Origin of the sequence: Acinetobacter portensis (assembly GCF_023158935.1) — a bacterium.
GTDB lineage: Bacteria > Pseudomonadota > Gammaproteobacteria > Pseudomonadales > Moraxellaceae > Acinetobacter > Acinetobacter faecalis.
The window spans coordinates 532,180-554,804 of record NZ_CP096120.1; the positions used below are offsets into that span (position 1 = coordinate 532,180).

The 22,625-nt window shown below is 36.2% G+C and carries 23 protein-coding genes; 19 read left to right on the plus strand and 4 right to left on the minus strand.

The genetic code is table 11. The annotated features are described in order from the left end of the window. Positions 1-156 precede the first annotated feature (156 nt). The gene (hisC, locus tag MZO21_RS02745; protein ID WP_248102149.1) at positions 157-1,245 is read left to right on the plus strand and encodes a histidinol-phosphate transaminase; all 1,089 of its coding nucleotides are present in this window, start codon (positions 157-159) and stop codon (positions 1,243-1,245) included. A 73-nt stretch (positions 1,246-1,318) separates the two neighbouring features. On the opposite strand, the gene MZO21_RS02750 is transcribed toward hisC, so the two are convergent. Further along, the gene (locus MZO21_RS02750; RefSeq protein ID WP_248102174.1) at positions 1,319-2,617 is read right to left on the minus strand and encodes an anthranilate synthase component I family protein; all 1,299 of its coding nucleotides are present in this window, start codon (positions 2,615-2,617) and stop codon (positions 1,319-1,321) included. Between the two features lie 157 nt (positions 2,618-2,774). Continuing rightward, complete coding sequence (locus MZO21_RS02755) at positions 2,775-3,323, minus strand: NUDIX hydrolase (RefSeq protein ID WP_248102170.1); 549 nt, start codon at positions 3,321-3,323, stop codon at positions 2,775-2,777. A gap of 124 nt (positions 3,324-3,447) precedes the next feature. Here MZO21_RS02755 and MZO21_RS02760 point away from each other — a divergent pair, with 124 nt between their 5' ends. The 9 genes from MZO21_RS02760 (at position 3,448) to MZO21_RS02800 (ending at position 11,751) form a co-directional block, all read left to right on the plus strand. Next, a complete protein-coding gene (locus MZO21_RS02760) occupies positions 3,448-4,047 on the plus strand; it encodes a CoA pyrophosphatase (RefSeq protein WP_154772662.1) in 600 nt (199 codons plus the stop codon). A gap of 24 nt (positions 4,048-4,071) precedes the next feature. Beyond that, the gene (locus MZO21_RS02765) at positions 4,072-4,602 is read left to right on the plus strand and encodes a gamma carbonic anhydrase family protein (protein ID WP_248102145.1); all 531 of its coding nucleotides are present in this window, start codon (positions 4,072-4,074) and stop codon (positions 4,600-4,602) included. A gap of 136 nt (positions 4,603-4,738) precedes the next feature. Further along, entirely contained in the window at positions 4,739-5,401 is a 663-nt protein-coding gene (tsaB, locus tag MZO21_RS02770; protein ID WP_154772664.1) for a tRNA (adenosine(37)-N6)-threonylcarbamoyltransferase complex dimerization subunit type 1 TsaB, read from the plus strand. Positions 5,402-5,413: 12 nt separating this feature from the next. Beyond that, the gene (locus MZO21_RS02775) at positions 5,414-6,238 is read left to right on the plus strand and encodes an undecaprenyl-diphosphate phosphatase (RefSeq protein WP_248102142.1); all 825 of its coding nucleotides are present in this window, start codon (positions 5,414-5,416) and stop codon (positions 6,236-6,238) included. 5 nt (positions 6,239-6,243) lie between these two features. After that, the gene (locus MZO21_RS02780; RefSeq protein ID WP_407060872.1) at positions 6,244-7,047 is read left to right on the plus strand and encodes a class I SAM-dependent methyltransferase; all 804 of its coding nucleotides are present in this window, start codon (positions 6,244-6,246) and stop codon (positions 7,045-7,047) included. A 125-nt stretch (positions 7,048-7,172) separates the two neighbouring features. Beyond that, entirely contained in the window at positions 7,173-8,582 is a 1,410-nt protein-coding gene (locus tag MZO21_RS02785; RefSeq protein WP_248102136.1) for a C13 family peptidase, read from the plus strand. A 17-nt stretch (positions 8,583-8,599) separates the two neighbouring features. Continuing rightward, complete coding sequence (gene fghA / locus MZO21_RS02790; protein ID WP_248102133.1) at positions 8,600-9,436, plus strand: S-formylglutathione hydrolase; 837 nt, start codon at positions 8,600-8,602, stop codon at positions 9,434-9,436. A gap of 146 nt (positions 9,437-9,582) precedes the next feature. After that, positions 9,583-10,689, plus strand: a complete 1,107-nt coding sequence (locus MZO21_RS02795) for a YjgN family protein (RefSeq protein WP_248102130.1) — start codon at positions 9,583-9,585, stop codon at positions 10,687-10,689. 12 nt (positions 10,690-10,701) lie between these two features. After that, complete coding sequence (locus tag MZO21_RS02800; RefSeq protein ID WP_248102128.1) at positions 10,702-11,751, plus strand: M48 family metallopeptidase; 1,050 nt, start codon at positions 10,702-10,704, stop codon at positions 11,749-11,751. A gap of 73 nt (positions 11,752-11,824) precedes the next feature. On the opposite strand, the gene MZO21_RS02805 is transcribed toward MZO21_RS02800, so the two are convergent. Further along, positions 11,825-12,106: a DUF2218 domain-containing protein gene (locus MZO21_RS02805; protein ID WP_248102125.1), complete on the minus strand. Its 282-nt coding sequence runs from the start codon at positions 12,104-12,106 to the stop codon at positions 11,825-11,827. A 196-nt stretch (positions 12,107-12,302) separates the two neighbouring features. Between MZO21_RS02805 and rpe the strand changes: the two genes are divergently transcribed. The 9 genes from rpe to MZO21_RS02850 all read left to right on the plus strand — a co-directional run bounded on the left by rpe (position 12,303) and on the right by MZO21_RS02850 (position 21,249). Further along, a complete protein-coding gene (gene rpe / locus MZO21_RS02810; RefSeq protein ID WP_154772672.1) occupies positions 12,303-12,989 on the plus strand; it encodes a ribulose-phosphate 3-epimerase in 687 nt (228 codons plus the stop codon). A gap of 397 nt (positions 12,990-13,386) precedes the next feature. Then, entirely contained in the window at positions 13,387-13,830 is a 444-nt protein-coding gene (locus MZO21_RS02815; RefSeq protein ID WP_248102122.1) for a hypothetical protein, read from the plus strand. A 45-nt stretch (positions 13,831-13,875) separates the two neighbouring features. Beyond that, entirely contained in the window at positions 13,876-15,648 is a 1,773-nt protein-coding gene (locus MZO21_RS02820) for a multicopper oxidase domain-containing protein (protein WP_248102119.1), read from the plus strand. After that, positions 15,635-16,465, plus strand: coding sequence for a copper resistance protein B (locus MZO21_RS02825; protein ID WP_248102116.1), 831 nt, complete (start codon positions 15,635-15,637; stop codon positions 16,463-16,465). Before MZO21_RS02820 ends, MZO21_RS02825 begins: the two co-directional genes overlap by 14 nt. Before the next feature lie 232 nt (positions 16,466-16,697). Continuing rightward, complete coding sequence (locus tag MZO21_RS02830) at positions 16,698-17,015, plus strand: DMT family transporter (RefSeq protein ID WP_248102114.1); 318 nt, start codon at positions 16,698-16,700, stop codon at positions 17,013-17,015. A 157-nt stretch (positions 17,016-17,172) separates the two neighbouring features. Continuing rightward, positions 17,173-17,652 carry a methylated-DNA--[protein]-cysteine S-methyltransferase gene (locus tag MZO21_RS02835; protein ID WP_248102110.1) on the plus strand — a complete coding sequence of 160 codons (480 nt, stop codon included), beginning with the start codon at positions 17,173-17,175 and terminating at the stop codon, positions 17,650-17,652. A 295-nt stretch (positions 17,653-17,947) separates the two neighbouring features. Next, positions 17,948-19,591 carry a nitrite/sulfite reductase gene (locus MZO21_RS02840; RefSeq protein ID WP_248102107.1) on the plus strand — a complete coding sequence of 548 codons (1,644 nt, stop codon included), beginning with the start codon at positions 17,948-17,950 and terminating at the stop codon, positions 19,589-19,591. Then, positions 19,584-20,075, plus strand: coding sequence for a DUF934 domain-containing protein (locus MZO21_RS02845; RefSeq protein WP_154772679.1), 492 nt, complete (start codon positions 19,584-19,586; stop codon positions 20,073-20,075). The genes MZO21_RS02840 and MZO21_RS02845 overlap by 8 nt, the downstream gene beginning before the upstream one ends. A gap of 187 nt (positions 20,076-20,262) precedes the next feature. Then, a complete protein-coding gene (locus MZO21_RS02850) occupies positions 20,263-21,249 on the plus strand; it encodes a diaminopimelate dehydrogenase (protein ID WP_248102104.1) in 987 nt (328 codons plus the stop codon). A 173-nt stretch (positions 21,250-21,422) separates the two neighbouring features. On the opposite strand, the gene MZO21_RS02855 is transcribed toward MZO21_RS02850, so the two are convergent. Then, positions 21,423-22,598: a thiolase family protein gene (locus tag MZO21_RS02855; RefSeq protein WP_248102101.1), complete on the minus strand. Its 1,176-nt coding sequence runs from the start codon at positions 22,596-22,598 to the stop codon at positions 21,423-21,425. Between the last annotated feature and the right edge of the window lie 27 nt (positions 22,599-22,625).

Consider the following 22,625-nt stretch of genomic DNA (forward strand, 5'->3'; position numbering starts at 1 on the left):
CATCGTTTAGATAAATTTTTCTGAAAAAGGAAAAACTAAAACTAGATGAATTTAATTTAGAAATGAATTGTTCCTCTCCCTGTGGGAGAGGTTAGGAGAGGGATTATGACCTCACCCTAACCCTCTTCTAGAAAGAGAGGGAACTAGAGATAAAAAATGAATATTACAAATGAACAAATGCGTTTTTGGAGTCCTGAAGTACGTGAATTAGAACCGTATGTTCCGGGTGAGCAACCAAAAATTCAAAACTTATTAAAGTTAAATACCAACGAAAATCCGTATCCGCCATCGCCTAAAGTAGTTGAAGCGGTTCAAGCTGTTTTAGCAAATTCAGCGGATGCACTTCGTTTATATCCTGACCCTGATGCTTCTGCATTAAAACAAGCCATTGCGAAACAGCAGAATGTTGCTGTTGAAAATGTATTTGTGGGTAATGGTTCTGATGAAGTTCTAGCACATATTTTTAAAGCATTTTTCATTCAAGATTTGCCTGTGCTTTATGCTGATATTACTTATAGTTTCTATCCTGTTTATAGCCAATTCTTTGGTGTGAAAACAAAAGTTTTACCATTGAATGATGCTTTTGAAATTGTGGTTGATGACTACAAGCAGGCCAATGGCGGGATTATTATTACCAATCCGAATGCACCAACCAGTATTGCATTAGGACTATCTGCAATTGAGGAAGTGCTTCAAGCGAACCCAAATTCCGTGGTTGTGATTGATGAGGCTTATGTCGATTTTGGTGCAGAATCTGCGGTAAGTTTAGTTGAGAAATACGAAAACTTAGTAGTTTGCCAAACAACGTCTAAATCGCGTTCTTTAGCAGGTTTACGTGTTGGTTTTGCGATTGCTCAGCCACATTTAATTACTGCACTTGAAGCTGTAAAAAACAGTTTTAACTCGTATCCAATTGATCGTTTTGCCATTGCTGCTGCGGTTGCATCATTTGAAGATCAAGCATATTTCGAAGAGCAAAATGTTAAAGTGATTGCAAGCCGTGAAACCTTAGTTGCTCAGTTAAAAGAAATTGGCTTTGAGGTTTTACCTTCAAGTGCGAACTTCATATTTGCAACTTTACCGAACAAAGATGCAGGTGAGTTAGCTGCTGAATTACGTGAGCGTGGCATTATTGTGCGTTACTTTAACAAGCCTCGTATTAATCAATACTTACGTATTACGATTGGTACAGATGAGCAAAATCAGCGTTTAGTCGATACGTTGAAGAACGAGATTCTAGGTTAATTAAATTCTCGCCTTGAGGAGCCTTGTTTCGCAAGGGCGAGATTCAAAAAGCGACTCAAAAGAGTCGCTTTTTTTATTTAGGTTTTTGCCAAGTATTGAGCAAATCTAAAAGTGCAGAAACTTTATCGAAGCATTCTTGATATTCAGCATCACAATCTGAAGCAATGGTGATACCACCACCAGCCCAAACAGAAAGTTCATTTTGGAATTTTTGAATTGAACGAATAAGTATGTTCCAAGAACCTGTACCATCTGAATTGAAGTACCCCATTGAACCGCAATAAGCACCGCGTGCACCTTGTTCAAGTTCATTAATAATTTGCATGGCACGAATTTTCGGTGCACCTGTAATTGAACCACCCGGCAACGCAGACATTAAAACATCGAAAGGTTGAATATCTTCTTTTAACGTTGCTTCAATTTCACTGACCATGTGATGAACTTGGTTGAAGCTTTCAATGTTAAAGAGTTTTGGTGTTTTTACAGAGCCAACTTCTGCATAAACACTTAAATCATTTCGCAATAAATCGACAATCATGACATTTTCAGCCTGATCTTTTTTCGAATGTTTTAAGGTGTTTTTTGATTGTTCATCTAAAATTGGATCGCTATAACGTGGCATTGTGCCTTTGATTGGCTTGGTAATAATCTTTTTATTGGCTTCAAAATCAATAAATAATTCAGGTGAACAACTAAGTAATTCAAACTCATTGATACGCAAATAACCTGCATAAGGTGCGTTGGTGAGTGTCCAAAATGCATCGGCAGTTGAAAGTAATGTACCTTTTGCTTGTGCTGTAAATTCTTGCGTTAAATTAATTTGATAGCAATCGCCTGCAATAATGTAATCTTGCACTTTTTGAAATGCATTTGTGTATTGAGTTTTATTCCAACGGCTTTGGCACGGTGCTTGTAGCTCAAGTTTTTTTGCAGATACTTTATTTTGAATAAGCTGTTCAATTTCTTGAAAAGTATTTAAAACTTGAGTGTCAAAACTATTGAAATACCATGCATCATTTTCAAAGCTTAAATAATGCTGAAATTGACCCAAAAACAAACTTGGTTGAGGTTTTGTTTGTGCTTGAACTTGTTGATTTACTGCATAGTCATAGCTGACAAACCCCATTGTTAAACAAGGTTCTTGAGTATTTAAACTTGCATTAAAAAAATCATTTAATGATTTGAATTTTGTAGATGAAAAATGCGTTTGATTTTGTTGAATTAAAACGCTATGTTGCGCTGAAAAGCCAATGATTGGTTGATGGTTATTATTTAGAAAAACAACATGATCAAAGCTCTGCAAACATTCAAGAAGTTCCTGAGTAGAAAACGCTTGTTGAGATAAAACTTGTTTGAATGTAGGGGAGTTCATCATATACAGCAAAACACATCATTGAATTTCACCGTCATTTTACATGAAACCAATATTTAGACACGATAAAAGCAATACAAATTAAACATCCGCACAGCTAAATAAAATAAAAGCTCACCTATTAGATGAGCTTGAATATATAAATACAATGAGATGATTAACCTGTGTGGTCTAAACGTGAACCTAAGGTTTCTAAATGTGTTGGAAACTCATTGGTTTTACGATCTTCAAAATAATGACGTAAAGTACGTTCTACACTTGGGAAAGCAAGTTCATTCCAAGGAATTTCATCTTCACTAAATAAGCGAGATTCAATGGTTTCTTCACCTGCGCCAAATTTTCCATCAATAATATTGGCTTTAAACAGCACGTAAATTTGACCAATACGTGGAATGTTATACATGCAATAAAGTTTTTCTATCTCAATTTCAGCTTCAGCTTCTTCACGAGTTTCACGCGCTGAACCTTGTTCCATAGTTTCAAATAGTTCCATATAGCCCGCAGGCAACGTCCATAAACCATAACGTGGTTCAATAGCTCGACGGCACAATAAAACTTTATTTTCCCACAGCGCAAGTGCGCCACAAATTACTTTCGGATTCACATAATGAATACTTCCACATTGTGTACAAACACGACGAAGCTGATGATCACCTAAAGGGATTTTTTCAGTTGTTTTATGTCCACAATTGCCACAGAAATTCATAGTTATCGTCACGGGTAAAGATGCTTTCAGAATAACTGAATTTTAGGACTTTGGCATCATCTCTCTTTCATTGAGTAGAAATTCAGCTATGATGGAGTTAAGGCAAAAAAAGGATAAAAATTTTATGGACCATAGTTCATTGACACAATTATTACAGGAAAGATTGCGCTTTGAGGCGAAAGCCAAACAAGCTCAAGCGGCTGTATTAATTGCGATTACCAATGAGCAAGATCCTAAAGTTTTATTAACACGCCGTTCAATTTTAATGAATAGTCATGCAGGCGAAGTGTCTTTTCCAGGTGGAAAACGAGATCCTTCTGATACCAGTAATATTGTGGTCGCGCTAAGAGAAGCGCAAGAAGAAACAGCATTAAATCCGTTTGATGTTCAGCTTATTGGCGATTTGCCGATGCAAAAATCTAAAAATGGATTAACCGTAAAACCCATTGTTGGATTAATTCCACCACATATAGAACTTCAGCCACAGCCAACCGAAATTGACCGCATTTTTTTTGCATCTTTAAAAAGTTTAATGGATGCACCGACTATTCCGTATGAAGTGCAATATGCACAACAAAAGCTATATTTTCCAAGTATGCAGGTGGAAGATGAAGTGGTGTGGGGATTAACAGCGCGAATGTTGGTTTCATTATTTCAAAATGGTTTAGATTATAAAAAAGAATGGCCCTTACTTGTAAATTCACCAAATTTGAATCTTAAATAAAATATCTAATTTCAGGAAGAAATCATGTTATACAAATTTCAAGGACATCAACCTAAGGCAACACATTTACCGTGGGATGGTTGGGTTGCAAATAATGCAACAGTTTTAGGGCAAGTTGAATTAGGCAAAGAAGTTAGCGTATGGTTTGGTGCTGTCATTCGTGGCGATAACAGCAAAATCAAACTTGGTGATTTTACCAATGTTCAAGAAAACGCCGTAATTCATACCGATGCAGGTATTGAGGTGAATATTGGAAATTATGTGACCATAGGACATCAAGCAATGTTACATGGCTGTACTATTGGCGATAACAGCTTAATAGGTATTAATGCGGTTGTGCTGAACAATGCTGTAATTGGTAAAAATTGCATTATTGGTGCAAATGCATTAATTTCTGAAGGCAAAATTATTCCCGATAATTCTGTGGTGATGGGTTCACCCGGCAAAGTGGTCAAAACTTTAGATGAAACTGGTGAAGCAATGTTGAAAAGAAGCGCATTGCATTATACAGAGCATTTTAAAAAGTTCATTCATTTAGAAGAAGTGAGTCTTTAAATCTATTAACTTAGTATTTTGGAAGCTATAAAATTTAAGCGAGTTTTAAGTTTCACTGATTAGAATGTCTCGCGAACAACGTATGAGTGGAGTATTATAGCCACCATATTTATCAGATTTATTCTTAAGGTCGTGCATGAAATTGCTGGCATTGGAAACTGCCAATGAGCAGTGTTCCGTTTCAATTGTAGATGAAGCTCAAGCGTTATTTTTTCAGTTAGATACAAGAGCAAAAGCCCAAACGCAAACCATCTTACCCATGATTGAGCAGGGTTTTGCACAAACTGGAATTCAAACATCCGACTTGACCGCAATTGCATTTAGTCGTGGACCAGGTTCGTTTAGCGGTGTTCGTATTAATGCTGCAGTAACACAAGCTTTGGCTTGGTCAAATGATATTCCTGTAATTCCTGTATCTACACTGCAAGCTTTAGCACAAAATGCGTATAGAGAAGCAGGTTTAACAGAAGTTACAGCCGTTCTTGATGCACGTATGAGTGAAGTTTATATTGCAAGTTTTAAGCTTGATGAAAACAACATTATGCAAGCTGTAGATGATGAGCAACTACTAAGTTATGAGAAAGCACAAAATGCTGTGAAATATCAACTTATAGGCTCGGGTGCAGGTTTGGTGAATGAAGAACAAATACAATACAAAGGCTTAAGTGCAACAGCAGAAGATATTGCTACTATTGCCCGAGAATTGGCGAAGCATGGAAAATGGTTAGATGCAGAACTTGCATTACCCGTATATTTACGTGATGACGCTTGGAAGAAAATCCCAGAACAGGGCAAATAATTAGGATTGTCTATGGATCTTTTACTGCTGCTCAAAGCGGCGATTATGGGTATTGTAGAAGGTATCACTGAATTTTTACCGATTTCGAGTACAGGGCACTTAATTTTAGCTGCTGAACTTATGAATTTTTGGACAAAAGAAAAAAGTGATGTATTCGTAATCGCTATTCAAATAGGTGCAATTGCAGCTGTAATTTATGAATATTGGGCACGCCTTTGGGGTGCAGCAACAGGCTTAATTACAGGTGAGGAAAAAGGTCGCCGTTTAGGTTTAGGACTTATTTTTTCATCTATTCCAATTATGTTGGTTGGGCTGACTTTTGGTCAAACAGTAAAAGCATTGTTGTTTAATGATGTTGCAGTCGCAATTGGTTTAATTGTGGGCGGTTTCATTATTATTTGGATTGAAAAAAATCCACCTATCGTTCGTGCAAAAGAAGTTGAAGATTTAACATTTAAAGATGCGATTTGGATTGGCTTAATTCAGGTTTTATCTTTAATTCCAGGAACTTCACGTTCAGGTGCAACCATTATTGGTGCAATGTTCTTAGGTGTATCTCGTAAAGCGGCAACTGAATTTTCCTTTTTTTTAGGAATACCTGTGATTATCGGGGCAGGCTTACTTGACCTTTACCAAAGCTATGATGTGTTCCAAACCAATCAAGACTGGATTGTTCTTGGGGTAGGTTTATTGGTTTCGTTTATTTCCGCGCTTGTGCTTATTCGAGTATTGGTTGCGTATGTTGCTAAGCGAGATTTCATGGTTTTTGCGTGGTATCGCATTTTCTCAGGTTTATTGATTTTACTCTTTGTATTTACAGGCTGGAAATTATGGTAAGCGAAATTCGCTTATATACAGAACAAGAATTCCAAGAGAAAGCACAACAGTACGCTGTTGTGCTTTCTTCTCGTGGGGTACAGGTAAATATTGAACTAGTTGAAAAACTAAATGCTCGTTTTTTACGTTTAAACCCTGAACTTGCTTTATGTGTAGATGCCTGTGGATTATGGCTATGTGCCAATGGCATGAAAATGCAACCCGATTGGAAAGCCGAAGTTGGACGTTTAAAAAGAGCATCTTTAAAGTCTGAAATGATTGCTCGCGCTTGTAATTTAGGTGAAAAACCTAAGCTTATAGATGCAACAGCAGGGCTTGGGCATGACAGTTTACTTATGGCACAGTTAGGTGCAGAAGTAACACTTGTAGAACGTCATCCTGTTTTATTTACTTTATTGGAAGATGCACATCGAATGGCAATGGATGATGCTTTTTTAAATAAAGCTGTGAGCCGAATTCAATTGGTATTTTCAGATTCAGCCCATTATTTAGAGCAGCAAGCAAAACTGAACAAAGTTTTCGATGTTGTTTATTTAGATCCAATGTTTCCACAACGTGACCAAAATCAACAAGCGGAAAAGAAACAAGCGCAGGTGAAAAAGCAAATGCAGTTGCTGCATTTAATTTTACCTGAAGATGGTGAAATGGATTTAGGTGATAACTTACTTGAATTGGCGCAAAAAATTGCAAAACGAGTTGTGGTAAAACGCCCAAGACTTGCAGTATTTTTAGCAAATAAAGAACCAAATCATCAGTGGCAAGGAGATGCCTGTCGTTTTGATGCTTACTTCCAACATGATCTTGTTTAGTATTTTGGTAATTACTTCAAAAAACTATAAAGATTTGAGATATAGTGAAAAAACGTCATTGATAAAAAAATTATCAGGCATAAACTTATTATTCAAATTGCGGTCTATAACAACACGTTGAACCTATGATTGATTTCAAACCCTCCATAAATTTTTGGCACGATTTTAAAAGCAATCAGACCGCAGGGTTATGGCTATTCTTAGGTTCTAGACGCTCATTACAAATTGTACATCCATCTATTTTTCAGCTCATTTTTTGGGGAATATTAGGTGGTGCTGCAAATACCTTATTCAGTTGGTTAAGTGCAGGTGAAATTGGCGATTTTAACCCGCAAGGTTTAGTTAGTTATGCACTTTGGCCCTTTATTGCACTTATTGTTGGTATCTTTTTATCTCAACGTGTAAATAACCCACGCTTAATGCTTGTTCCTGCCTTACTTTGGTTGGTTCTAGATACGCACATTGCGTTATTACAAAGCCTTATTCAATATTTAGGCATGATAGATGTATTGCCTTATGCACTTTACGACTATTTACCTATTTTGTTTATGGTGCTGTTTGTATGGCAAAGTTTGGCAGTGGTTTGGGTATTTGCACGTGAGCTTCAATGGCCGTGGTGGGAACGCGCACTTATTATTGCAGCAACTTTATTTACTTTAGTTGTGTGGCAAATGTCTGTGAAAAGTCAGCCAATTTGGAAGGTTGAAGATGTTCCGCCATCTTTTAGTGAAGAATCTTTTTATACGCAAAATAGAATTTTAAATAAAGCACTTGAAGGCATTGAATTTGGTGAATTTGCACAATCGCATTGGTACTTTTTAGGCGTTGCAGGTGCAAGTTATCAAGATGTGTTTATGTCTGAAGTCGAGCGAATAAAAGAACAATTCGACACACGTTTTGGCACTTTTTCACGTTCTATGATTCTTGTGAATAATCCAATGACACGAAATGTCATCCCTATTGCAACAAGAACAAGTATGGAAATGGCGCTACGCCGTATGGGACAGCAGATGAACCGTGAAAGTGATGTGTTGTTTTTATATATGACATCACACGGTCTGCCAAATCAATTTGAAATGGAAAATGCGCCATTAGACTTGAAACAAGTCGATCCTAAATGGTTAAAAGACACTTTAGATAAGTCTGGAATCCGTTGGCGTGTTATTGTGATTTCAGCATGTTATTCAGGCAGTTTTGTCTCTGAATTACAAGATGAAAATACCTTGGTGATTACTGCATCTGCAGCAGATCGAGCATCATTCGGATGTTCAAATGAAGCAGATTATACTTATTTTGGTCGAGCTTTCTTTGATCAAGCAATGCGTGAACAACACTCTATGTTTGATGCATTTAATCAAGCAAAAGAGACGGTTGCTAAGTGGGAAAGCGCGCAAGGATTTGAGCCATCTGAACCACAATGGGCAATTGGTAAAAATATGGAATTGATGTTGCCACAATTAGAGCAACGCTTATTTCCACAGGTAAACGCTGTAAAAACGACACCAAATGTGGAAATGCCGTTAAATATTCATTAATTAAAAAGGGGAATCGAGTGGAATTAATCCAAAGTAATAGATGTTTTAATGGCGAACAGCGCATTTATAAGATTAATTCTAAAAGCTTAAAAGGCGAAAGCAAATTCGGTATTTATCTTCCTAAAAAAGCTTTGAATGGTGAAGCTTGTCCTGCATTATTTTTTTTAGCAGGTTTAACCTGTACAGAAGAAACTTTTGCAATTAAAGCACATGCACAGCAATTGGCTGCTCAACTCAATCTTATTTTAATTACACCAGATACGTCACCGCGCGGTGAAAATGTAGAACAGGGTGATCATTGGGATATTGGGCAAGGTGCAGGTTTTTATATTAATGCGATGCAAGCACCTTGGAGTGAGCATTTCCAAATGGAAACGTTTGTTGCAGATGAACTTTATAGCTTGGTGAACCAAGAATTTTTAATTGAGCAAAATAGAATAGGAATCTTTGGTCACTCAATGGGTGGTCATGGTGCTTTAACACTTGCGTTGAAATATCCTGAAAAATTTAAATCTGTTTCTGCATTTGCACCAATTTGTGCGCCAAGCCAATGTCCTTGGGGTGAAAAAGCATTTTCAAATTATTTAGGTGAAAATAAAACAGAATGGTTAAAGCACGATGCAACAGCATTGGTTGAGGAAAAAGGTGCTTTATTTACAGATATTTTAATTGATCAAGGCTTAAAAGATCAGTTTTATTCTCAGCTAAATCCTGCATTATTTGAACAATCATGTAAACGCGCAGGGCAAAAACTCACATTGCGTGAACATGAAGGCTATGATCATGGCTACTACTTCATTCAAAGTTTTATTGAAGATCATTTGAAATTTCATCACGCCCAATTACACGCTTAAATATAGATTGCTCAATCTCTTATTTGTAAGTTTTTTATGATTCATAGATAATGCGTTTGATCTTAATAGGGTTGAACGCATTTTTTTTGATCTATATAAAATAGATTATTTTTCTGATAACAAAATTAAAAACAACTGGATTTTTCATGCAAACACCAGAAAGTAATATAGTCAATGAACCATTTATAGAGCCACCATTTCCACCGCAATTGCCACCTGAACAAAATGAAGTGACGCGTTGGAGAAAGAAACAATCTTTCTATTTTCATGGGAAAGCATCTGAATATTTTGGTATTTGGATTGTCAATATTCTTTTAACCATCGTTACTTTAGGCTTATATGCACCTTGGGCAAAAGTACGTCGTTTACGCTATTTTTATGGAAATACAGAGTTTTTTAAACGCCGTTTCGACTTTACAGGTATTCCACGTAAAATCTTGATTGGTCGTTTAATTGCTTTGGCGCTTTATATTGCTTTTACAGTCGTTTCAAATTATTCATGGAAAGCGACTTTAATTGGTTTTTTGGTTATTTATTTTGTGATGCCGTGGTTAATTCGCTCAACGCTACGCTTTAAAGCAAGAAATAGTAAATTTGGTAATAGCCGCTTTTATTTTTCAGGAACTAATAAAGAAATTTATTTGGTTTTTTTCAAAGCAGTTCTACTGACTATTTTTACATTAGGATTATTTTATCCAGTCGCAGTTTGGTTATTCAAAAAGTATTCTTTAGATAATTTATACGTTGGACAATTAAGATTTAAATTACGTGCAGAATGGTCTGCATTTATGGGTGCATTTTATTATCCATTTTTAGCCTTTATTGCGCTTATTGGTATTTCAGGCGTTGTACTGTGGATGTTCTCTGGTTCATTGTTAAATCTTGGTGCACAAACGATAGGATATATTTTTGTCGGAATTTATCTCACTGGCTTATTGTTTATTTGGCCTTTAATTTCTGCACGAACTTTTATTGCAACTTGGAACAATACAACAGTAAGCCGAAGTGAATTTCAAACTACTTGTAATCAGTGGCGTTATGCTTGGATTATTGTAAGTAACTGGTTTATGAAAATTATCACTATTGGTTTTATGACACCTTGGGCAGCAATTCGATTATATAGATACCAAGTTGAATCACTCAGCTTGCATTTGAAAAATGATCCAGACTCAATGATTAACCGTATTCAAGAAGATCATAGCGCCATTGCTGAAGAAATTAGTGATGTGTTTGATTTTGATGTTTCACTATAACGGAAGCCAAATATGACAACATCAAACGTAGAAGTCGTATTTTATGATGGTTTCAGCTCGAAGCCACAGCATGCTCAAATTCATGCTGTAGATGAACAAACAGTTTTAGTTCGTTATGGTGAACAGCTTGAATTGGAGCGTCGTTATCCATATGAAGACATGACGCTTATTGGCGCACTTGGTAAAATTCATCCTGTTATTGAATTAAAAGATGATGCCCGATTAGAGTTTCAAGATGTTTTACCTGAATGGTTTCAGATGAATACTAAAAAGACATATCACTCTATTTGGAAACTTGAAAAATCGCCAAGTCTAATTTTATTTAGTGCGATATTTGTGGCAGCGCTTATTTTTGCAACCGTGAAATGGGGCGTACCAACGGTAGCATATTATGTTGCGAAAAATTTACCAGCAGATACGCTCAAGAGTATAGGTGATGAAGCTGAAGAATATGTGGTATCTGTGACAGGTGAAACGACTTTATCGGATGCGCGTCAAAAGCAAATTCTTGCTAAATACAATCGAATTATTGCAGAAGATAAGCCTGCAAAAGTGATATTTAGAGCTGGGAAAAGTATAGGTGCAAATGCTTTAGCCATTCCAAATAACACCATTATTTTGACTGATGAGCTGGTTGAACTTGCAAAAAATGATGATGAAATTATAGGTGTTCTTGCGCATGAACAAGGACATTTAGTTGAACGTCATAGTTTGCAACAAACCTTATCGAGTTTAGGCTTTAGTGTGATTTTAATTGCGATTACAGGAGATGCATCAGATTTAGTGACGACAGTTCCTGTTGCATTAATTGGTGCTAAATATTCACGTGATTTTGAATCTGAAGCAGATCGCTATGCTTTAAACACCATGCATCAACATAAAATTCCAACTGTTCATTTTGCCAATTTTTTACAACGCTTAGAAGGTGACAGTACAGATGAATCATCTAAGAATGAAAAGGATGCAGATGAGTCTTCAGTATTCGACTTTTTGCAGAGTCATCCTGCAACTAAGGCACGTATTGATGCTGTGAAAGAATTTGATGCTCAAACGCAAAAATAGATTGCAGTAAAAGCGATTAAAAAAAGGGAAGCTAAAGCTTCCCTTTTTATTGTTTGTAAATTCACTTTAAAGTTTAGCTGCGTGACCATTCAGCATTTAATTCTTCTTGTCCCATTCGAACTAAATGATCAATTACAACTTGTTCTAGTCTAATTTGATCGACATCATTTGTTTTAAAGTCAATTTCTACATGAAGAAGATTTTCTTTTGGACTAAGTGAAACAGTGGCTGAAGGCATAAAAATTTCGTAATGATCTTCCGTATTGGCAACATCAAATTTATGTTTCCAATGATTGAGTAAACGTTTGGCAATTTTTGCAGCTTGTAGTGTTTGAATATTTGAAATACTTTTCATCTTAAATTGTCTTTTTCATTCATATATAGGGCTATATTAGGAAAAATTATAAATAAGAACAATTCTCGTTTTGAAACATTATGTAATAGAAATAGAACAGCTTATGGAATGCTCATAATAAAAATCAAAGGCACGAAGTAATTCACAATTTGCTATAATCTAAGGATCAATCCAAATACCAGCAAGGTTCCCTTACATGTCCAAGCCATATTTAATTGCGCCATCAATCTTATCGGCAGATTTTGCACGTTTAGGCGAAGAAGTTGAAAACGTTATTGCTGCAGGTGCAGATGTCGTTCATTTTGATGTTATGGATAATCACTATGTACCAAATTTAACTTTTGGTGCAGGCGTATGTAAGGCACTAAAAAACTACGGAATTAAAGCACCTATTGATGTGCATTTAATGGTTTCACCTGTAGATCGTATGATTGGTGATTTCTTAGATGCTGGTGCGGATATTATCACTTTCCATCCTGAAGCATCAGATCATATTGATCGTTCTTTACAACTTATTAAAGCAGGCGGTGCGAAAGCTGGTTTAGTATTTAACCCTGCAACACCATTACATTATTTAGACTATGTTATTGATAAAGTTGACCAAATTTTATTGATGAGCGTGAACCCTGGTTTTGGTGGTCAGAAATTCATTCCAATGACTTTAGAAAAATTACGTGAAGCACGAAAAATTATTGATGCTTCAGGTCGTGATATTCGCTTAGAAGTTGATGGTGGTGTTACTCCTGCAAATATTCGTGAAATTGCAGAGGCAGGTGCAGATATGTTTGTTGCAGGTTCAGCTATTTTTGGTAAGCCTGATTATCAAGCTGTGATTAACGAAATGCGTTCAGAACTTGCAAAAGTAGGCTCAGTTCAAGCATAAGACTATTTTGAATAAGTTATCTACAATCTGTGGATAACTTTGTTTATAACTATATGGATATCTGTGTTTATAACTATATGGATAACTCGATTAATTTATAAACATATGTGCATCAATAGTTTGAGAATTATACAAAATATGTCTAAAAAGGATTCAATTGAATCCTTTTTTTTATTTTGAGAGCTTGTGAAAGGCTGTTTGTTTATTGAGCTTTAGCTTAATAATTGGCTGGTGAATAAATAGCTTTATTGTTTTAATCACAGTTTTTCACTTTGTTGCTGTATTGTTAATTATAAATTTAAAAATTGTGTAAAAAACAACACTCCGTTATTCTCAAACACGAATGAGGAACAACATTCAGCTAATAGACCTGAGCTATTTTTATAAGGCTATACCTATGCAGTTCATGAAAAGTAAAAGCATTACATTTGTTTTACTTGTAACGTTTGTTATGAGTTGGACAGGTATTGCCTTTGCTTTCGTGCCTGCATCTTCAAATGTTCATTCTGTATCAATGCAAACCCATCATAAGTTTGATTCTGAGCATTGTGAAAAGCTAGCTGATATACAAACAAATCATGTAAATCAAAATGATACAAATCTTTCATCATCACATTGTGAACATGTTGAAAAGAGTCATTTAAATCATCAAAACTCACATGTGCGGTGCCAAGATTGTTCAACACTTCAATGTCATAATTCTGTCTCTAGTTTCAATTTATTAGAAACACATTCATTTAATTTTTCGGCATTTAATTCGAATGACGTATTAAATACGGTTTATGGAATATTCCATTCTTCCGACTTTAAACAAGATATTCTGCGCCCTCCACAAGCTTAATCCTGATTTTTAGAAATTTCATTTTTCAAAATTCAAGGATAAGTCATGTCTTTAAAATTACATCAGCACCTCGTTATTGTGGTCGGTTTATTAGCATCATCTTTTGCTTTTTCAGCAGTGAAGGAATATCACCTTAATATTGATGAACAAACGGTAAATATCACAGGAAAAGCAGTTAAACGTATTACTGTGAATGGTCAATTTCCTGCACCTAATTTAGAATTTGAAGAGGGTGATGATGCTGTTATTCATGTACATAATCATCTAAAAAAGCAAGATACTTCCGTGCATTGGCATGGGTTATTGTTGCCAGGTTTAATGGATGGAGTACCAGGTTTTAATCAATTTAAAGCGATAAAACCCAATAAAGATTTCACCTATAAATTTAAGGTTCGCCAAAACGGAACATATTGGTATCACGCACATTCTAAAGGGCAAGAGCAAGATGGCTTATATGGCTCTTTAGTGATTTATCCTAAAAATAAAAAACCACTGGTGGCGCATGAAAAAGTAGATCGCGATTATGTGATTATGCTGTCCGATTTTCATGAATCTTCAAGTGCGCAAATTATGGCGAACTTGAAAAAATCTTCTGAGTTTTATCAAAATAAACGTGAAACATTAAAAGATGTTTTTGCTCAAATTAAAAAAGATGGCTTAAAAAACACATGGCAAGAGCGTTCTATGTGGAATCAAATGCGTATGCTAAAAACGGATATGTCTGATGTTACAGGCTATATATTTTTGGTGAATGGTAAAACGCCCGAACAGAATTGGACTGGAATGTTTAAACCCAATGAAAAAGTACGCTTAAGAATTATTAATGCTTCTGCAATGTCATTTTTTGATGTGCGTATTCCTAACTTAAAAATGACAGTTGTAAGTGCAGATGGACAAGCTGTTCAGCCTGTAAATGTAGATGAATTTCGTATAGGTGCTGCTGAAACTTACGATGTCATTGTTCAGCCAAAACTAAACCATTATCAAATTCAAGCAGAATCAATTGATCGAACAGGCTTCGCTTTGGCATCACTTCAAAATGAGCAAGTTCCATCATCTTATTCAGTCCAAATCCCTCAATCTCGACCGCGTGCATTATTAACAATGGAAGATATGGGGCATGGTGCAATGCATGAAATGAGCCATGATGCTGCAGATATGAAAATATCGATGCAAGATGATCAAATGGATCATTCAAATATGAAGCATGAACAATTAGAAGATCAACATGAACAGAAAAATGACGACGTAAAAATTGTGCAAGGTTGGGCTAATGCATCTACGCCTGTGGGTAACAAAGCACTGCAATATGCAGATTTAAAATCATTAAAAGTACAGCCAGATACACGTGAAGCCACACGTGAATTAGAAATTCATTTAGGCGGAACAATGGAGCGCTATATTTGGACAATTAACGGTAAAAAGTTCAATGAAGCTGAACCCTTAAAAGTGAAATATGGTGAGCGCATTCGCTTGAAATTTGTCAATGACAGCATGATGGCGCATCCAATGCATTTACACGGCATGTTTATGCAGTTGGAAAATGGACAAGCGTTATCCGACTTACCGAATAAACACACGATTGTCGTACCGCCAGGTAAATCGATGACGGCATTATTAACAGCGAATGAATTGGGCGAATGGGCAATTCATTGTCATCTGCTGTATCACATGAGTGCAGGTATGATGAGTAAATTAATTGTAGCGAATGTAGATGAAGATGCTAAGAACAAGGGGCTTGAGCCTAAAACAATAAAAAGTTCAACAAGTCTTCATCAGAGTACAACAACAGAGGGAGGTCAACATGAACATCATTAATGTGAATAAGCATGTTTTAGGCATATCGGTTTTATTGGCAAGTGGGCAGATTTTTGCTCAGGTAGACAATGAAATGCTGACTCAACAACATGATCATTCATTCATGCAACCTATGGTAAAACATGAACCTCCTTCACATGAAATATCTTCATCAGAACATATGAATGAACATGGTGGAGAAATTTATCAATCAAGTGAATTTACAAGCAAATGGTTGAGTGATGATACGGGACAAGGTGTTTGGCAAACACAATTGGAAAGTCGTATTGGAACAGATGAAAACAAACTTTTTGTGCAGTTAAATGCAGAGAAAACTGAGTCTGAAAATACCAATTACGATACTAAATTTATGTATAGCCGTGCGATGGCAGATTTTTGGGATATTCAAGCAGGTATTCGATATATCCGTGATACTGAAAAAATGGAGGAAAAAAATCAAACTTATACTGCATTTGGTTTGAATGGTCTTGCGCCATATTTTTTTGATACTGATATTTATATGTATATCGGAAAAGATCAGCAAATGTTTGCAAGCTTAGAAACAGATCGTGATTTTTTAATTACGCAAAAACTGGTTCTAAAGCCATATTTAGATGCTGAAGTTGTAATAAGTGATGAATCTAAATATGCGAAATCCAATGGTTTAACAAGTTTAAGCTTGGGTTTAGAAACGCGTTATGAAATCACCAAAAACATCATGCCATATATTGATGTTTCATACGGTTATGAAAAAGGTGATAAACAGACCAACTGGCAAGATGAATCATCTTCTGAAAAGAAATGGTTATATGGCGCTGGTATTCAGTTTAACTTTTAATAACTCGAACCATGTTATTGAAATCAATAGCATGGTTCATTTTTTCATATACAGCTTAGTGTTTTTAAATAGTCAAAAAATGTAAAAGAAAGATCAATAAAAAGAAGGAATAATTTATACTTAGCGTATTCAAAGGGACGACCCCTTATTCGGAAAATCATTACAGCATTTTCTAATAAGTATTAAAAAGTCAGGACGACCTGACATCTACATAATTTGTGGAGACAGGCACATGGCTTGGATTACTTTACTATTAGCAGGACTTTTTGAAATTGTTTGGGCTTATTCTATGAAGCTTTCAGATGGTTTTACTAAAGTTACACCAACGGTTGTTACAATTGGATTTATGATTTTAAGCTTCGGTTTGCTTTCATACGCAATGCGGACTTTACCTTTAGGTACGGCTTATACAATTTGGACAGGAATTGGTGCTATTGGTTCGTTTCTTATTGGTATTTTTATTTTAGGTGAACCTGCAACAGCAATGCGTATGCTTGCAGCAGTGCTTATTATTTCTGGTCTTGTATTGATGAAACTTTCCTCTTCATAAGTTTAGAAATAAGCAAAAAAAATCGTCAGTTTTTACTGGCGATTTTTTATTTGAAGATGATTTAAATTTATGCGGAATTCATACAATTCAGAATTTATTATTTTGTATTATGTTGTATGAAAGTTAGTATCTTCTTCAAGTTAATGTGAGATTTTGTATGCAGCTTTATAACAAGAAAATTCAAACACCCGTTGGGCAGTTGACCTTGGTTGCACATGATCAAGCTTTGGTTGCTGTGCTTTGGGAAAATGATGATCCTATGCGTGTTAAACTTTCTGAAAGTTTTGAACAGAATGAACATCCTTTATTAGTAGAAATAGAAAAGCAACTTGTAGAATATTTTGCAGGTCAAAGAACTCAATTTACTATTCCATTAGATTTTCAAGGTACGGCATTTCAAAAATCCGTATGGTCGGCATTACTTCAAATTCCATTTGGAGAAACTCGAAGTTATAAGCAAATTGCGGAATCTATTGGTAATGTGAAAGCGGTACGTGCTGTAGGGGCTGCAAATGGTAAAAATCCAATTTCTATTATTGCGCCTTGTCATCGTGTGATTGGTGCCAATGGAAAGCTTGTTGGTTTTGCAGGTGGCTTAAAAAATAAAGATATTTTATTAAATTTAGAGTCTAAATAAAAAAGAAGTTTTAGAAAAGTCATGGCAGACCAATCGAGCTCATGTCAGTAATTTAAGAAATAAACGAGATGTTTCTTAATTAGATTTTCTATATATATAAAAGTGCTAAAGAATTTATAAAAAGATCAATTGAGGTGAATAAGTATACGAATGTTGGTAAATCACCATATATCAGTGATTCTTAGGCATGCTTATCAAAAAAACCGCTATGAAATATGTAAAAAACGCATTTTGTTGATAGATTAAATGTCGTTATGCTGTGTTTCGATATAATAGAAACTACTAGCTGTACGCCATGTATTTATATACTGATTTTGATCAGCAACTGATCAACGAACGTGTTGCACAATTCCGTGATCAAACGGAACGTTATTTAGCGGGTAAATTGACGGAAGATGAATACCGTCCGCTACGTTTACAAAATGGATTATACGTACAACGTTATGCGCCAATGTTGCGTGTAGCTGTGCCTTACGGTCTAATGAATTCTAATCAATTACGCAAAGTTGCGGCATTGGCAAAAGAATATGACCGTGGTTATGCACACGTATCTACACGTCAAAACATTCAGTTTAACTGGCCTGCGCTAGAGAATGTTCCAGATATGTTGGCTGAGCTTGCGACTGTACAAATGCATGCGATTCAAACATCTGGTAACTGTATTCGTAATACAACAACTGACCAATATGCAGGTGTAGTTGCGGGTGAAATTGCAGATCCACGTCCAACGTGTGAGTTAATTCGTCAGTGGTCTACATTCCACCCAGAATTTGCTTTCTTGCCACGTAAGTTCAAAATTGCAGTTTCTGCACTTGAAGAAACTGACCGCGCTGCAACTTCATTCCACGATATTGGTGTTTACATTGTTCGTAATGAAGCAGGCGAAATTGGCTACAAAATTAAAGTGGGTGGCGGTTTAGGTCGTACTCCAATTATTGGTAGCTTTATTCGTGACTTCTTGCCACGTGAAGATTTAATTGCTTATTTAGAAGCGGTACTTCGTGTATATAACTTACATGGTCGCCGTGACAATAAATACAAAGCACGTATTAAGATTTTAGTAAAAGCTTTAACACCTGAAGTATTTGCAGAGAAAGTTGAAGCAGAGTTTGCACATACAGTTCAAACTTTAAAAATTCAGCCTGAAATTTTGAAAAAATTAGACGAAGAATTTACACCATTTAATTATCAAGATTATGCAGATGAAGACTTTACAGAATTGTTTGCTGCTCATCCTAAATTCAAACAATGGTTTAACATCAACACCAATGCACATAAAGTTAAAGGATATCGTATTGTTACGATTTCACTTAAACGTGCAGGTATTGCACCGGGTGATATGACCACTGAAGAAATGAATGTTATTGCAGATCTTGCAGATAAACATACATTTGGTGAGCTTCGTACAACGCATGAGCAAAACATTGCTTTGGTTGATGTACCACAAAAAGATTTATTTGAAGTTTGGCAAACGCTTGAAGCGAACAACTTGGCACGTGCTCATATTGGTTTCATTACCGATATTATTTGCTGCCCAGGTGGTGATTTCTGTTCATTAGCAAATGCGAAATCTATTCCAATTTCAGAAGCAATTTCACGTCGTTTCGATGACTTAGATACAATTTACAATTTAGGTAAATTAGATCTAAATATTTCAGGTTGTATGAACGCGTGTGGTCATCACCATGTTGGTAATATTGGTATTTTAGGCGTAGATAAAAAAGGCGCAGAATTCTACCAAATTACTTTAGGTGGTAATGCAGATCATGATGCTTCAATTGGTGATATCTTAGGGCCATCGTTTGCAGCAGACCGTGTACCTGATGTTGTAGAAGAAATATTGAATACTTATCTTGATTTACGTCAAGAAGGTGAAGAGTTTGTAGAAACTTATCGCCGTGTTGGCATTCAACCATTCAAGGAGCGTGCATATGCTTAATACCGCACTTCAAGTGCTCTCTAAGGATGGCACAATTGCAGACAACACTTACCAACTTATTGGTGAAGATGGCGTATTGCCACAAGGTGATGTTGTTTTAACAGTAGAACAGTTAGATCAACTTGCAAATGTATCGGGTAAAAAAGCATTGTACTTAACAGTTGATGCTTCTCCTGAAACAAATGAATTTCCACTTGATCAGTTAGATGCAATCTTTATTGAGTTTGCTGGGTTTAACGATGGTCGCGGTTATTCATTTGCAGCATTGTTACGTCGCCAAGGTTACCAAGGCGAACTTCGTGCAACGGGTGATGTATTTAAAGATGTTCTAAATTACATGAAGCGTGCAGGTTTCGATACTTTCATTATTAAAGAAGGTAAAGATATTGCTGAAGCTGCTGCTGGTTTGAATGATTTTAAAAATCCGTACCAAGCATCAACTGCGGTTATGAATGCGGGTTATCAAACAGGTTCGCAAAAGTAATTGCACCTTCATAAAAAAGCCTGCTTTAAAGCAGGCTTTTTTATTTCATTACTAACTGATTTCTTATCTATATGCTTAATTTACTTTAAATTTGTAGATAGTACTGTAGTATAAGATTCACTATGTTGATCATTTTTGGTGCAACATAGATTCATAAGCCTTTTATTTATTCAGTGACACTGTGGTTATGCAAAATTTGATTCGTATTGGTATTGTGGGTTACGGCAACCTTGGTCGTGGCGTAGAAACATCTATTCAAAAAAATCCAGATTTACAGCTCGTTGGTATTTTTACACGTCGTGCGCCTGAAACGGTTAAGCCATGTTTTGCAGAAACTTCTGTATTTCACATGGATTCACTTTCAGAATTTAAAGATAAAATTGATGTGCTTATTTTATGTGGTGGTTCGAAAGATGACTTACCACAACAAACACCTCAATTAGCAAGCCAATTTAATACGGTTGATAGTTTTGATACGCATGCACGTATCCCTGAATTCTTTGATGCTGTAAATGCGCCAGCACTTGCAAACAAGAAAACAGTGATGATTTCGATTGGTTGGGATCCTGGTATGTTCTCAATTAACCGTTTATTTGGTGAAGCATTATTACCAGATGGTGAAACATATACATTCTGGGGCAAAGGTCTTAGCCAAGGTCATTCAGATGCGATTCGCCGTGTAGACGGTGTAAAAGCAGGTGTTCAATATACAATTCCATCTACAGATGCAATTGAAAAAGTACGTAGGGGCTCGCGTCCACAATTAAGCACAAAAGATAAGCACACACGTGAATGTTATGTTGTGCTAGAAAATGGTGCAGATGCAAAAGTAGTTGAACAAGCAATTGTCACCATGCCAGACTACTTTGCAGACTACAACACAACAGTTAATTTCATTGATGAAGAAACACTGCGTAAAGAACACAGCAGCATGCCTCATGGCGGTTTTGTGATTCGTAGTGGTAATAGTAGTGCTGAACAAAATCAAGTGATTGAGTTTTCATTGAAGTTGGATAGTAATCCAGAATTTACGGCAAGTGTTTTAGTTGCTTATGCACGTGCATGTTACCGTATGAATAAAACAGGGCAGTACGGTGCTAAAACAGCATTTGATGTTGCACCAGGTTTACTTTCTATGAAATCACCTGAGCAATTACGTAAAGAAATTCTTTAAGCATTAAAGTTAAAAGTTCTACTTTTAATTTGAATGATAAAAAAGCCTCCATTTAGGAGGCTTTTTATTTTAAAAATTTCCCTTTCTCATTAAAGGAGGGGGTAAGGGAGGATTTCTAAAATCCCTTTCCTTACGAAGCTGTACTTCTTACCTTAAAAAAGGGAGGCTTTTGATTAAAGTAACTCAATTGCCACAGCAGTTGCTTCACCACCACCAATACAAAGTGATGCAATACCGCGTTTACCGCCAGTACGTTTAAGCGCATGAATCAAAGTTAAAATAATACGAGAACCTGTAGACCCAACAGGATGACCTAAAGCACAAGCACCACCGTTAATATTTACTTTTTCAGGATCTAATTTGAAATCATCAATTGGGCACATGGTTACCATTGCAAATGCTTCGTTAATTTCCCAAAGATCAACATCTTGAGCATTCCAACCAGTTTTATTTAAAACTTTTTGAATTGCACCTACAGGAGCAATAGTAAATTCAGATGGATGTTGAGAGTTAGAAGCATAAGCTACAATTTTAGCTAAAGGATTTAGTCCTTTATTTGCGGCTACATCACTTGAAGTTACAACAAGTGCAGAAGCACCATCTGAAATTGAACTCGCATTTGCTGCAGTAATAGTTCCATCTTTTGCAAAAGCAGGGCGGAGCGTTGGAATTTTTTCAATATTGGCATTAAATGGCTGTTCATCTTTATCTACTACAACATCACCTTTACGAGTAGATACAGTTACAGGTGTAATTTCATCTGCAAAATAGCCTTCATTAATTGCTGTTTGCGCGCGTTTTAGTGAACGAATCGCAAAGTTATCCATTTGTTCACGCGTGTAGTGACGACTATTTGCCATATCTTGTGCAAATGAACCCATAAGACGACCTGTTTCAGCATCTTCTAAACCATCTAGGAACATATGATCTTTAATTTCACCATGTCCCATACGGTAACCACCGCGTGCTTTAGGTAAAACATAGGGTGCATTGGTCATAGATTCCATACCGCCAGCCACAACAATTTCGGCAGATCCTGCTTTAATCATATCAGCTGCTTGCATAACAGCTTTCATACCAGAGCCACAAAGCTTGTTAATTGTTACAGCACCAGTTGAGTCGGGAATACCTGCTTGACGCATTGCTTGACGCGCAGGACCTTGCTTTAGACCTGCGGGTAGAACACAACCCATAATGACTTCTTCGATATCAGTTGGTTGTAAACCCGAACGAGAAATTGCAGCCTTAATCGTTACCGCGCCTAATTCGGGTGCAGTTACGCTTGATAGACTTCCTTGAAAGCCGCCCATTGCAGTACGAGCACCATTTACAATTACGATATCTGTCATTGTTGTATCTCCGTTTAAGTTCTAATC